Source organism: Salicibibacter cibi (genome assembly GCF_016495865.1).
In the GTDB taxonomy this organism is placed as follows: domain Bacteria; phylum Bacillota; class Bacilli; order Bacillales; family Marinococcaceae; genus Salicibibacter; species Salicibibacter cibi.
Genome location: NZ_CP054706.1, coordinates 1,498,337 through 1,512,150 on the forward strand (window position 1 = coordinate 1,498,337; position 13,814 = coordinate 1,512,150).

At 46.3% G+C, this 13,814-nt stretch carries 10 protein-coding genes; 9 read left to right on the plus strand and 1 reads right to left on the minus strand.

From position 1 onward, the window contains the following. The first annotated feature begins 142 nt into the window (after positions 1-142). The 6 genes from dxs (at position 143) to spo0A (ending at position 7,482) form a co-directional block, all read left to right on the plus strand. A complete protein-coding gene (gene dxs, locus HUG20_RS07705; protein ID WP_200089780.1) occupies positions 143-2,032 on the plus strand; it encodes a 1-deoxy-D-xylulose-5-phosphate synthase in 1,890 nt (629 codons plus the stop codon). Next, positions 2,029-2,826: a TlyA family RNA methyltransferase gene (locus tag HUG20_RS07710; RefSeq protein WP_200089782.1), complete on the plus strand. Its 798-nt coding sequence runs from the start codon at positions 2,029-2,031 to the stop codon at positions 2,824-2,826. The genes dxs and HUG20_RS07710 overlap by 4 nt, the downstream gene beginning before the upstream one ends. Positions 2,827-2,885: 59 nt before the next feature. Further along, on the plus strand, positions 2,886-3,335 hold the full coding sequence (gene ahrC / locus HUG20_RS07715) for a transcriptional regulator AhrC/ArgR (RefSeq protein ID WP_200089784.1): 450 nt from the start codon (positions 2,886-2,888) through the stop codon (positions 3,333-3,335). A gap of 55 nt (positions 3,336-3,390) precedes the next feature. Next, a complete protein-coding gene (gene recN, locus HUG20_RS07720; RefSeq protein WP_200089786.1) occupies positions 3,391-5,103 on the plus strand; it encodes a DNA repair protein RecN in 1,713 nt (570 codons plus the stop codon). Between the two features lie 153 nt (positions 5,104-5,256). Next, positions 5,257-6,492 carry a SpoIVB peptidase gene (gene spoIVB / locus HUG20_RS07725; protein ID WP_246476575.1) on the plus strand — a complete coding sequence of 412 codons (1,236 nt, stop codon included), beginning with the start codon at positions 5,257-5,259 and terminating at the stop codon, positions 6,490-6,492. Positions 6,493-6,687: 195 nt separating this feature from the next. Beyond that, positions 6,688-7,482 carry a sporulation transcription factor Spo0A gene (gene spo0A / locus HUG20_RS07730; protein WP_200089788.1) on the plus strand — a complete coding sequence of 265 codons (795 nt, stop codon included), beginning with the start codon at positions 6,688-6,690 and terminating at the stop codon, positions 7,480-7,482. 850 nt (positions 7,483-8,332) lie between these two features. On the opposite strand, the gene HUG20_RS07735 is transcribed toward spo0A, so the two are convergent. Further along, a complete protein-coding gene (locus tag HUG20_RS07735) occupies positions 8,333-8,560 on the minus strand; it encodes a DUF2627 domain-containing protein (protein ID WP_200089791.1) in 228 nt (75 codons plus the stop codon). 146 nt (positions 8,561-8,706) lie between these two features. Between HUG20_RS07735 and HUG20_RS07740 the strand changes: the two genes are divergently transcribed. From HUG20_RS07740 to lpdA, 3 genes are all read left to right on the plus strand, one after another. Beyond that, positions 8,707-10,770, plus strand: a complete 2,064-nt coding sequence (locus HUG20_RS07740; protein WP_200089799.1) for a sigma-54 interaction domain-containing protein — start codon at positions 8,707-8,709, stop codon at positions 10,768-10,770. A gap of 499 nt (positions 10,771-11,269) precedes the next feature. Next, the gene (locus HUG20_RS07745) at positions 11,270-12,343 is read left to right on the plus strand and encodes a Glu/Leu/Phe/Val dehydrogenase (protein WP_200090429.1); all 1,074 of its coding nucleotides are present in this window, start codon (positions 11,270-11,272) and stop codon (positions 12,341-12,343) included. A gap of 44 nt (positions 12,344-12,387) precedes the next feature. Then, a complete protein-coding gene (gene lpdA, locus HUG20_RS07750; protein WP_200089801.1) occupies positions 12,388-13,812 on the plus strand; it encodes a dihydrolipoyl dehydrogenase in 1,425 nt (474 codons plus the stop codon). Positions 13,813-13,814 lie beyond the last annotated feature (2 nt).

Here is a 13,814-nt window from a genome sequence, read left to right on the forward strand (position 1 = left end):
AATTGCGGGGGCTTATCACCTGGATAAAGGAGGACAAAGAGAATCCGACAGGATGATTTGTAAACGATCGGTTGTTTGTTTTAAGATATAAAAAACGTGTAAGTAACAGTAGATAGAATTAAACGAAAGCGAGGGCTTGCGCATGGATTTGGAAACCATTCAGCATCCCGGGTTCCTGAAAAGTTTATCACGCAAACAAATGGACGAGCTTGCCGAAGATATTCGTTCGTTCTTAATTTCCAAACTATCCGTTACAGGCGGACATTTGGGGCCAAACCTGGGTGTTGTGGAATTAACGCTTATGCTCCATAAACTTTATGATAGTCCGAAGGATAAAATCATTTGGGATGTGGGACATCAGACATACGTTCATAAAATCTTGACGGGACGAGCGAATCGTTTTGATACGTTAAAGCAATTTCAAGGTTTGTGCGGATATGCGAAACGAGACGAAAGTGAACACGATGTTTGGGAAGCGGGCCATAGTTCAACTTCCCTTTCTGCAGCGATGGGAATGGCTACGGCCCGGGATCTGAAAGGCGAAGATTTCAATGTCCTTCCCGTTATTGGAGATGGAGCTCTAACCGGGGGCATGGCATTGGAAGCCATGAACCATATTGGCCATGAACAAACGGATATGACCGTAATTTTGAATGATAATGAAATGTCCATTGCGCCAAATGTTGGTGCAATGCATAACATGCTCGGTCGTTTGCGCACGACAGGTGGTTATCGCAGAACGAAAGAGGATCTCGAGTACTTTGTCAAAAAAATCCCGGCTTTCGGCGGCGCATTAAGCGCAACTGCCGATCGGTTGAAGAGCAGTGTTAAATATTTGCTCGTCTCCGGTATTTTTTTCGAAGAAATGGGTTTTACGTACCTCGGACCGATCGATGGCCACGACTTTGACGAGCTCCATAGCAACTTAACCTATGCAAAACGTACGAAGGGGCCTGTGATCTTGCATGTGGTTACGAAAAAAGGGAAAGGGTACAAACCTGCCGAAGAAGACGCGAGTGGTGCCTGGCACGGTCCCGGACCATACAAAATAGAGTCCGGAGATATGATAAAGAAATCGGGTCCGCCCGCATATAGTGCTGTGTTTAGCGATACACTTGCGAAGATCGCGGAAAAAGACGAACGGCTTGTCGCTTTGACAGCGGCGATGCCGGGTGGTACAAAGCTCGATCAATTCGCAAAGAAATTTCCGGAGCGCATGTTTGATGTGGGGATCGCGGAACAACACGCGACAACGATGTCTGCCGGTCTTTCCACTCAGGGAATGAAGCCTGTGTTCGGTGTTTATTCGACATTTTTACAACGGGGATATGACCAACTCGTTCATGACGTTTGCCGTCAAAATCTGAACGTTGTTTTCGGCATTGACCGTTCCGGACTCGTCGGCGGAGACGGGGAGACGCATCAGGGTGTCTTCGATATTGCTTATCTTAGACATTTGCCGAATATGAAGATCGTCATTCCGAAAGATGAGAATGAGTTGCAGCATATGATTCATACCGCTGTCGCCAACGATGATGGACCGATGGCCGTTCGTTTTCCGCGGGGGAATGGACTCGGCGTTGAGATGGACGAGGAGTTAAAAACCTTGCCCGTCGGGGAATGGCCGGTGGAACAAGAAGGAAACGATGCTGTAATCCTTGCGTTCAGCACAATGTTGCCGATTGCAAAAGAAGCGGCTGTACAGTTGAAAAAACGCGGGATTTCTGCTCGTGTCGTGAATGCCAATTCTGCGAAGCCATTGGATGAAAAACAGCTGGATCAAATCGCCCAGGAAAACATTCCGATTTTAACGATGGAAGAAGCCGTTTTAAAAGGAGGGTTCGGAAGCGCCGTTCTCGAATATTTAAACGATCAAAAGCATATTGGATTGCAGGTAAAACGAATAGGCCTTCCCGATCGTTATATCGAACACGGAAACCCGAACAACTGGTATGAAGAATTGGGGCTTACGGCAAATGAGGCCGCAAACTCGATTTATGAAATGGTTCCGAGGAAAAAACAACGCGCATGAAAAAAGAACGAGCGGATGTTTTACTCGTTGAGAAAGGGTTACTCTCTTCACGTGAAAAAGCGAGGCGGTCGATTATGGCCGGCCTCGTATACACGGACAAAGAACGAATAGAAAAACCGGGGATGAAGCTGGACCCTGAGCTACCGCTTTATCTGAAAGGAGATATCCATCCATACGTGAGCCGTGGCGGACGCAAGCTTGAAAAGGCATTACAAGTCTTCCCGATCAAGGTGGAAGGAAAAATCGTGCTCGATGTCGGTGCCTCTACGGGAGGATTTACCGATTGCGCCCTTCAACACGGGGCAAAAAGCGTGTATGCCGTCGATGTCGGCTACAATCAATTGGATTTTAGGTTGCGTTCCGACCCTCGTGTGCATGTGTTGGAACGCCTGAATTTCAGGTATGCAGAGCAGTCGGATTTTGTCCATGGAATTCCGGCTGTTGTTGTTTGTGACGTGTCTTTCATTTCATTGAAGCACCTTTTGCCAAAAGTGAGTGAAATTTTGCCTGAACGTGGAGAGGCATGTGTTTTGATAAAGCCTCAATTTGAAGCAGAGCGAGAGGAAGTAGGGAAAAAGGGGGTCGTTCGCGATCGCTCGGTTCATTCACGTGTGATTGAATCCGTGATGGAAGTAAGCATCGTCTCCCGCCTGCAACCTGCCGGCTTGCATGTATCCCCGATTACAGGCAGCGGTGGAAATGTCGAGTATTTGCTTTATTTGCGTAAAACGGATGCTAAAAAAGCCATTCCGGTTGAATGCATTGCAAAAACGGTGAATCCTCCCTCTGAGTAGCATAATTATACAATTGCAGGTATAATAAAGGCAACGAACACTTCTATGGGGTGGATTCAATGACTAAGGGACAACGTCACGTAAAAATCCGTGAAATTATAAATGAACAAGAAGTAGACACACAAGAAGAGCTTGTTTTCCAATTACAGGAAGCTGGGTTTAACGTAACCCAAGCAACCGTCTCCAGAGATATCAAGGAATTGCATCTCGTAAAAGTATTGACACCGGACGGGCGTTATAAATACAGTCTCCCGGCAGACAGACGCTTTAACCCTGAGGAAAAGCTGAAGAAACATCTTTTCGACAGTTTTGTGAGCATTGATTACTCCGAGCATTTAATTGTGCTGAAAACATTACCCGGAAATGCGCACGCAATTGGGGCATTGATTGATCATTTGAGTTGGGAAGATATTATGGGGACGATTTGTGGGGATGATACGATCCTCATCATATGTAAAAAAGCAAAAGAGTCTCCCGTGCTTACCGATCGGATTTTGGGGATGCTATGAGGTTATAGGAAAAAAATGGCAATAAGCCAGGTTTTTCTAAAAGAAGGTGTTAGGATTGCTTGAAGAACTAACGATTCGTAATTTTGCGATCATCGAGAAGCTGACGATCCCGTTTGGGTCGGGGCTAACCGTGCTTACCGGGGAAACAGGTGCTGGAAAATCGATCATTATCGACGCTCTCGGCTTGTTGGCAGGCGGCCGCGGATCTGTAGATTTTGTGCGCCATGACAGTAAAAAGGCGGAAATTGAAGGTCTGTTTATCGTGTCGAACGACCATTTAGCTTATGAACGAATGGCATCTGCCGGCATCGAGTGTGAAGAGGGAATGATCGTTTTGCGCAGAGAGATTTCCCGGAAAGGGAAGAGCGTCTGCAGGGTTAATGGGCATCTTGTTACATTGACGACGTTACGGTCGATTGGTCAAACATTGGTGGATATTCATGGGCAGCATGAACATCAGGAATTGTTGCAAATGGACAAGCATAGCGGAATGGTCGATGCATATGCCAATTCGACATTGTTTGCGCTAAAATCCGAATATGAAGATCACTATGATGCGTATTTGTCGATGAAAAATGAATTGCAACGCTTACGCAACAGCGATCGTGAAAATATCCAGCGGCTCGACCTCATTCAATACCAACTGGAAGAAATTGAACAGGCAGCATTAGTTGATCCTGATGAAGACGAGCAGTTGGAACAAGAACGCTATAAGTTGGCGCATGCAGAAAAACTTTACGAGCTTCTGCAATATGCCTATACGTATTTGCACGATGAGGGGAAAGGATTGCAGTGGGTGAGAGAATCCGCTAGCCACCTGAAAGAGGCTAGCGATATAGACCCGGCGTTAATGCAAACGAGCGAACAAGTGAATTCCAGTTTTTATATGATTGAAGAAGCCTCTTATTCCATCCGAGACCACATTGACCAACTCGATTTTGACCCAGCTCGATTGGAGCAAATCGAAAGCCGATTGGCCGAAATCGAACAACTGAAGCGTAAATACGGGGGATCGATTACAGAAATATTGACATTTGCCGATGAAATCGCCCGGGAACAAGAAGCACTTGTGAATTTGGATGAGCACATCCGCCACTATGAAGAGAAATTAAACGAAAAAGCCACCGATCTTTTTTCTGCAGCCAATGCCCTTACAATAGGGAGGAAGGAAGCTGCAAAAACGCTTTCGGAAGCAGTCGAACGCGAACTGGCCGATTTGTTTATGGAAAAAACGCGGTTTTCCGTATTTTTTCAAGCTCCGGTTCAAGGAGAGGAAGTGCAATGCGATGGCCAGGTAAAAACATTTACAAGGGATGGGCAAGAACGTCTCGAGTTTTACATGTCGCCTAATGCCGGCGAACCGGAGAAAGCTTTGGCAAAAATCGCGTCAGGCGGAGAAATTTCCCGAATCATGCTCGCCCTAAAGCGAATATTATCACATTCATCGCAGCGTACGGCGTTGATTTTTGATGAAGTGGACACAGGGGTAAGCGGACGGGTCGCGCAAGCCATTGGCGAAAAAATCGCTGCGATTGCTACCGCTGAAACGCAAGTGCTCTGCATTACCCATTTGCCGCAAGTTGCGGCACTTGCATCCACGCACATGCATATCGCCAAAGAGGAAGAAAAAGGACGTGTACACACGACGATTACCGAACTCGGCGATACAGCACGGGTCAATGAGGTGGCACGTATGCTTTCGGGAAGCGCGGTAACAACAGCAACGCGAGAAAATGCGCGTGAACTGTTGAACATTGCAACACCATGATCTGTTAAACCAACTGTATACTGCCATGAATTCGCAATGCCGACCAGTTAAGGTCGGTATTTTTATTTGCTGCAAGTTATAATCCGGCTCCCGCAAGGCAACATTATAAGTACAAACGCGATGTGCGGGCGGGAGTGAGGAGTGTGAGCGTGGGTGAAATCCGACAGAAAAAGAAAAATGTTAGGCGCAATCTTACTCATCGCTGTGATGAGTTTAGGTTTTTTGCAGCCGGTACAATCGTGGATACAGCTTCCTGACCAACTGACAATGACACCCGGTGAGGAAACTTCTGCCACAGAAAACTTCGAAAACAAAGTGCCTTCCATGTTTTCGGTAGAAAATCAAAAAGAAGATGCCATTCAGGTAACGGCGGGTTCCACACCGATCAAAAATATAACGAAAAACAAAGAGCCAAGAATCGAGGTCATCCCGGGGGGACAATCCGTCGGTGTACGTTTAAGCGCACAAGGCGTCATGGTTGTCGGCTTCCACGCGCTTCATACGGAACAAGGGCAACAATCGCCTGCTGAAGTGGCAGGAATCCAAAAAGGGGACATTATCGTCACGATTGATAAACAGCCGGTTGAAGATTTGACGGAAGTTACGTCCATATTAAATTCCCCGGATGATTCGAAAGCCATTCAAATCGAACTTATTCGCAATGGAGAAAGAATAGTAAAAGACGTGGAACCAAGTGTCACGGCTTCCGAGGAATCGAAGCAACTGGGGATGTACATTCGCGACTCGTCCGCCGGTGTGGGAACGATGACTTTTTTTGATCCGGACACGGGGCAATATGGAGCATTGGGCCATGTGATTTCTGATGTAGACACAAAACGACCGGTTTCCATTCATGAAGGAGAGATCACACGTTCATCCGTGAAATCGATTGAAAGAGGGAAAAACGGTATTCCCGGTGAGAAACAAGCATCCGTTGCCAATAAACAAGATGTGCTCGGGACGATTACGAAAAACAACACGTTCGGCATTTATGGGCAATTAAATGAAGGACATGATTTGGAAAATGAAGAACAGGAACCGATGCCAATTGCATATGCGGAAGAAGTGGAAGAAGGACCGGCGAAGATTTTGACCGTCGTGGAAAACGAAGAAGTTGAAGCGTTTGATGTTGAAGTTATCCGTTCATCGCCACAAAAACACGCAGCGACAAAGGGAATGGTCTTAAAAGTAACCGATGATCGTCTCCTTGAGAAGACCGGGGGCATTGTGCAGGGAATGAGTGGCAGTCCGATCATCCAAGATGATAAAATCATCGGTGCCGTTACACATGTATTTGTTAACGACGCCACCGCAGGGTACGGTTCCCATATCGAATGGATGTTGGATGAAGCCGGAATCGATATGGAAGAAGAAAGAAAGGCAAGCTAATTCGGCTGCCTTTTTTTATTTCTGCAAAGAATTTTCGACAAAAGGGTGTCATAACGGTTCTTTTTACCAAGAATTTTGACGGATTATTATAGATAATAAAGTAAATTCAGTTATTTGATTGATTTTAATTTCAATTTATGGATAATCAACTATGAGGGTTTTGAACAAGTTATTTTTTGAAGGAGGCATAATTAATTGGAACCGATCAAAGTTTGTATTGCTGATGATAATCGTGATCTAGTGCAAATGGTGGAAGAATATGTATCCCTGCAAGAAGATATGGAGGTTTCGGGTGTGGCTTATAATGGCAGAGACTGCCTGCAGGTTGTCGAGGAAACGAAACCGGACGTACTTATTCTTGATATCATCATGCCATATCTTGACGGCCTCGCCGTTTTGGACCGATTACAAAACAATCATACGGAAAAGTCGCCCAAAGTTTTAATGTTAACCGCGTTTGGCCAGGAAGATGTGACGAAAAAAGCGGTGGATCAAGGTGTTGCTTATTATGTGCTAAAGCCGTTTGACATGGACATGCTTATTGAGACGATCAGGGACTTGAGCGGACAACCGGCTCCGCAAGTAACCGTATCCGTACAAAACAAAGAGCTGGGCAACATGAAACAACAACCAAGCATTAATCTGGATCAGCGAATAACCGGCATTATACATGAAATTGGTGTCCCGGCGCATATTAAAGGTTATATGTACATGAGGGAAGCGATAACAATGGTGTATAACAATATCGAATTGCTCGGTTCGATCACGAAAGAATTGTACCCGGACATTGCCAAGAAATACAATACAACGGCAAGCCGTGTAGAAAGAGCGATCCGGCATGCGATAGAAGTTGCCTGGAGTCGCGGAAACATCGACTCCATCTCCCATTACTTTGGATATACGGTAAGCATGTCAAAAGCAAAACCAACCAATTCAGAATTTATTGCAATGGTGGCAGATAAATTGCGAATCGAACATAAGGTGAGCTAAGCAGTGTGACGACGGTATTTTTAGCGAATAATCAACAGTGAATTTCTGTAGTGGTATCCGCGACTGATACGGAAAAACGCCTTCTATGTATTGGATATATCCGATATGTGGGAGGTTTTTTGTGCAGAAAAGGGACCCTTATCTGATTTTGACGGGGTACCGACAAGTTCAATAAGCAAAAAGAGTGCCCGCAAAAAGCGGACACTCCGAAACCCATATGGCCCAATGCAGGCGTCTCCCGTCGGCGCACCCAATTCTGTTACAATATAAAATGCAAATTTTAAGGCTCTTCACCAAAATCTATGGCTGACAAACTAGGGGCAATTATGATTGGTAGTGACCGCTACGGAAAAACACGACGCTTTCCGTGGGACCCGAGCTCAGCCTCCTCGGAAAAAAAGAAGTTCGCTTTTTTCCTGCGGGGTCTTCGCCCTGCACTTTCCCACAGGAGTCTACGTGTTTTTCCTTCGCTCGCTAGTGGTATTACCATATTTAATCACGGATATCAACCATTGATTTTAGTGTTGACCCAATTTTAAATTCACATATACGTTTTTTGAGCATCCGGGTTTTGGACATACTAATGGCAAACAGATGGCGATAGGCGACAGAAGGAATGATTCCTCACAAAACGCTCTTTCAACAAAATCAACCCATTGACCGTGCGTGTCATACTGTGAGAAAAATGGGGGGCTTATGCAGTTTTGGTTTGGTTCGGACGACATCAAGCGTTTACGGCTGACTTTAAAAACGTTTGCCTTGGCATGTAAGAAAGTATCAATCAACTTTCTTGCCTGCATAAGGTGGGCGAAGGTTTCTGCCAGTAAAGTTTGGCGAAAAGCTAAGTTCTCTAACGAAAACGGGGGGAAACTTTGTTGTTTTTACGATCGCGATGAAAAATAAAGCCGCCGATAAACGCTAACCCGGCGATGAAAAGCACAAGCCCGCTTGTGAATTGGAGCGCGTAGTTAGGGAATGGATTATGAAGGATGGAGAATAGCACATCTCGCATCCACTTTATGCCCAAGCCGGCGAAAAACACAGGGATCAGTAATATGATAAGTGCAACGAGCCGCATCGTTTATCCTCTCTTTTCTCAGTGTGGATCGCTGTAACTTTCTCTAGTTTAACATGTTTGCCGCCAATGTCCCATTTTTTCCTTGCATATCACGAAAAAATCAAGGATAGTAAAAGGAGAAATCCTTTTCGATTGGGGTGGGGAAGTTGAAGCGGGCAATGATCGTCGGAGGTGGAAAAGGGGGCACAGCACTACTCGGGATGATGGACGGTCTCGATTATATGGAAGTAGTCGGTGTGGCCGATCTTGATCCGGAAGCAGAGGGAATGCGTATCGCTCAAGCTCGCGGTTTGAAAACGAGCCGCAATGCGTTTACATTATATGAAGAGTTGTTACCGGCACCGAACATTGTTTTCGAAGCGACGGGGGATGATTTTGCACTAACCGACTTGCAAAGGCACGTAGGTGTAGAAACGGCTGTCGTGCCTGCCCATGTTTGTCATTTGCTCTATCAGCTGCTCGTTGGAAAAGATGAATTGATTGCTACGCTCAGTCATCAGGAACGGTTGCATCATACGGTTTTTCAGTCCACCCATGATGGAATGATCGCGGTTGATGATAACGGGAAGATCCTTCTTTTTAATCAAGCAGCTGCACGCATGACCGGGATTGATCGTGAAAAAGCGATCGGACATTTGATTCGCTCGGTCATGCCGGAAAGTAAACTTCCGCGAATCTTAAAAACACGTGCAATGGAATCCAATCAAAAACAGACGTTTGCAAATGGACGCCAAATCGTCACATCACGGATCCCGCTGTGGATCAATGACAACTTTGCCGGCGCATTGGCTGTTTTTCAGGATGTTACGGATATGGTAGACATGGCCACGAAAGTTACGGATTTGGAAAGCGTGCAACAGTTGTTGCAGGCAATCATTCATTCCTCTGATGAGGCCATTTCGGTTGTAAACGAAGAGGCCCAAGGTTTGATGGTTAATCCTGCGTACTCTCGTCTGACAGGGCTAAACGAACGAGATGTGATTGGCAAACCGGCGACTGCAGACATTTTTGAAGGAGAAAGCATGCATATGCGTGCCTTGCATACGCGAATGCCGATTCGAGGGACACAAATGAAGGTGGGACCTCATAAGAAAGACGTGATCGTGAACGTGGCACCGCTTCTCGTAAATGGGGAACTGAAAGGAAGCGTCGGTGTCCTTCATGATGTCTCTGAAATTCGTGCGTTAACCAATGAATTGGAAAAGGCAAAACAACGGATTCGGAGATTGGAAGCAAAATATACGTTTGATGATATTATTGGATCTTCCCCCGCGCTTGCCTTCGCCAAGGAACAAGCGTTTAAAAGTGCACAAACACCGGTCGATGTACTGCTTCGCGGCCAATCCGGGACAGGAAAGGAACTATTCGCCCATGCCATTCACAATGAAAGCGGACGTCGCTATCAACCTTTTATTCGCGTGAATTGTTCGGCCTTATCCCCGGCATTGCTGGAAAGCGAATTATTTGGATATGAAGAGGGCGCGTTTACGGGTGCGAAACGGGGAGGAAAACGCGGGCTATTTGAAGAAGCCCACGATGGCAGCATTTTTCTCGATGAGATTGGGGAAGTGCCGAACGAAACACAAGTGAAACTTTTGCGTGTCCTCCAAGAGAAGGAAATCGTACGTGTGGGAGGGACGAAAGCCATAGCGGTGAATGTCCGCATCATTGCTGCTACAAACATTCATATTGAAGAAGCCATCCGGAAGAGAAATTTTCGCGAAGATTTATTTTATCGATTGAACAAAATGCCGATTTTTATTCCTTCTTTACAAGAGAGACGGGGAGATATTCATGAGTTAAGCCATTATTTGTTACATAAAATCAATCAAGCGTATGGCCGGTCTGTATTAACGATAACGGATCAGGTGATGCAACAATTGCTCGCTTATGAGTGGCCGGGAAATGTGCGTGAACTGGAAAACATTCTCGGACGGGCGGTTATCCATATGAACTATCTCGATCAGGAATTGGCGGCTAAACACTTGCCCCCTCTGTCGAACGAGGAATCCTACAAACCCCCGGTCCATGCACATGGAAAACAGAACGGAGGTTTAGCCGAGCGCATGGCCGCTTATGAACAACAAGAACTGAAAGCTGCTTTGGCCGAGCACCGTGGAAATAAGACCGCCACGGCTCGCGCACTGGGAATTTCCGTACGAAACCTGTATTATAAACTGGAGAAACAGGGGATTATTGGAAAAACGTAACTCAATCGCCAAGAATGGTGAAATCTATTCCGATAGTGAAAAAAATGGCATGCAATAACTATCATGGCATGAAAGAAATTGCAGGCTTCTTTCTGTGGGAGCCGCGCCATGGGAAACATTTTTTGGCATCACCTTTGCATTCTTTATTTAGCAGATAAGCGAGCTTCTTATCCTGCATAAAGTGAAACTAAAGTTTTCGGCTCTTCACCAAAATCTATGGCTGACAAACTAGGGGCAATTATGATTGGTAGTGACCGCTACGGAAAAACACTACGCTTTCCGTGGGCCCCGAGCTCAGCCTACTCGCCCTGCGCTTTCCCACAGGAGTCTACGTGTGTTTCCTTCGCTCGCTAGTGGTGTTACCATATTTAATCACGAATATCAACCATTGATTTTAGTGTTGACCCAAGTTTTCGCCATAAAAATTTGCTGAAAAGCTACGTTTTCTAATAAGCCATCATCCTTTAAGGAGGTCTCCGCCGTGAAATTATTTGAACATATGTCGGAAGAAAACTTTGAACAAGTCGTTTTTTGCCAAGAAGAATCTTCAGGGTTAAAAGCGATTATTGCTATACATGATACGACCCTCGGACCTGCATTGGGAGGGACGAGGATGTGGCCGTATAAAAACGAGGAAGAAGCGCTCGTCGATGTATTGCGGCTGGCAAAAGGCATGACGTATAAAAACGCAGCAGCCGGCCTTAATTTGGGAGGAGGAAAAGCGGTTATCATCGGAGATAGCCGTCATGAGAAAAACGAATCGAAACTGCGGGCATTCGGTCGCTATATTCAAGGCTTGAGCGGTCGTTACATTACAGCCGAGGATGTGGGGATGGCAGAGCCGGATATGGATACGATTCATTTGGAGACCGATTATGTAACCGGACGTTCGCCTGCCACACCGGGTGGAGGCGGAAATCCTTCCCCGCTGACCGGATATGGCGTGTATGTGGGAATGAAGGCGAGTGCAAAGGAAGTGTTCGGCACGGATTCACTATCGGGCAGAACCGTGGCTATTCAAGGTGTCGGCAGTGTCGCTTATCATCTGTGCAAACATTTGCATGCAGATGGAGCGAATCTCGTAGTAACCGATATTCACGAGCCAACCGTGCAACGTGCAGTTAAAGAATTTGAGGCTCGCGCTGTCGGCACGGAAGAGATTTATGATGTGGAGTGCGATATTTTTGCTCCATGTGCCCTTGGGGCGGTTATTAATGATGAAACGATGGATCGCATCCGCGCATCGATCATCGCAGGATCTGCAAACAATCAGTTGCATCATGCACGTCATGGTGACGCCCTTCATGAAAAAGGCATTCTTTACGCTCCGGATTATGTGATTAACGCGGGAGGTGTCATTCACGTGGCTGATGAATTACAAGGATACAACGAGGAGCGTGCCATGAGAAGTGTTGAAAGTCTATATGAACAAATGGCAAAGGTGTTTGAGATTGCAAAACGGGACGGGGTGCCTACGCACCATGCAGCCAATCAACTTGCCGTAGAACGGATCGAAAATGTTCGCAAAGCAAGGAAAACGTATGTCAAAGATCCAAAAGATATTTTGTCCTGATATCATCGTATGCAGGCGTTAAAAAATAGATGAGGAGGTATACAATGGCCGATGAATATGACCTTGTCGTGATCGGTGCGGGAACCGGAGGCTACGTTGCTGCCATCCGTGCCGCCCAACTCGGAAACCGGGTTGCAATCGTTGAAAAAGAAGCTCTCGGCGGGACTTGCCTTCACAAAGGATGCATCCCGAGCAAAACCCTGTTGCGAAGTGCACAAGTGTATAGAGAAGTAAAAGAATCGGCAGCGTTTGGTGTTGAGACGGAAGGTGCGAAACTTGATTTTTCAAAAGTGCAGACTCGGAAACAGGCGATCGTGGATCAGCTGCATACCGGCGTTCAACAATTGCTTCAAAATGAAAAGATTAAAGTTTTCGAAGGCTATGCGCGTATCTTGGGACCTTCCATTTTTTCACCGAGTGCCGGCAGTATATCAATCGAATACAAGGATGGCACGGAAAACGAAGTGCTCATTCCCAATCACGTGCTTATTGCGACCGGGTCACAACCCAGACGTCTCAAAGGGATAGATTTTTCCCATGAAAACGTAATGACGTCAGACGATGCATTATTCATGGAACGATTACCTGCGTCGATGACGATCATCGGGGGCGGGGTGATCGGGACGGAATGGGCTTCCATGCTCATTGATTTCGGGGTAGAAATCACTGTATTGGAAGCGCAAGATCACTTGCTTCCGGGTGAAGATGAAGATGTTTCCGCTGAAATGAAAAAACAGTTGGAAAAGAGAGGTGTCCGCGTTTGTTTAAATGCGGAAGTACAAACAGAAGATATGCACGTTGAACATGAATATGTAGGTGTGCAGGCGCAGATGGATGGAGAACAACATACCTTTGCTGCAGAATGTCTGCTTGTCTCCATCGGCCGGGAAGCAAACATTTCCGATGTCGGACTTCAAAATACGGAAATTGAAACTGAAGACGGCAAGATCATCACCAATGACTGGGGGCAGACGAAAGAAGCGCACATGTACGCCATCGGTGATGTGACACACGGGTATGAGCTCGCCCATGTGGCTTCTCATCAGGGAATCATTGCAGTGGAACATATGAATGAGCAAAATCCCGCAGGATTAAACGAACGGCAAATGCCAAGATGCACGTACAGTCATCCGGAAGTTGCATCCATTGGTTTAAGCGAGACACAAGCAAAGGCCCAAGGCTTTCAAGTGAAAATCGGCACGTTTCCGCTCCGCGCGATTGGAAAAGCACTTATTAACGGGGATGCGGAAGGTTTTTGCAAATTTATTTCCAACGCGGAAAACAACGACTTGCTCGGAGTTCACATGATAGGAACGAATGCAACGGAGCTGATTTCGGAAGGAGCACTTGCCATGCTGTTGGACGCAGCCGATTGGGAAGTGGCAGAGGCGGTGCATCCGCACCCGAGTATATCTGAAGTGTTTAAGGAAGCGGCACTTCATGCAGATCGACGTGCCATTCATATATAGAG

Excerpts from the sequence above, each read along its gene's own strand:
- dxs (WP_200089780.1), top strand. The coding sequence starts at position 143 with ATGGATTTGGAAACCATTCAGCATCCCGGGTTCCTGAAAAGTTTATCA.
- HUG20_RS07710 (WP_200089782.1), top strand. The coding sequence starts at position 2,029 with ATGAAAAAAGAACGAGCGGATGTTTTACTCGTTGAGAAAGGGTTACTC.
- ahrC (WP_200089784.1), top strand. The coding sequence starts at position 2,886 with ATGACTAAGGGACAACGTCACGTAAAAATCCGTGAAATTATAAATGAA.
- HUG20_RS07735 (WP_200089791.1), bottom strand. The coding sequence starts at position 8,560 with ATGCGGCTCGTTGCACTTATCATATTACTGATCCCTGTGTTTTTCGCC.
- HUG20_RS07745 (WP_200090429.1), top strand. The coding sequence starts at position 11,270 with ATGTCGGAAGAAAACTTTGAACAAGTCGTTTTTTGCCAAGAAGAATCT.
- lpdA (WP_200089801.1), top strand. The coding sequence starts at position 12,388 with ATGGCCGATGAATATGACCTTGTCGTGATCGGTGCGGGAACCGGAGGC.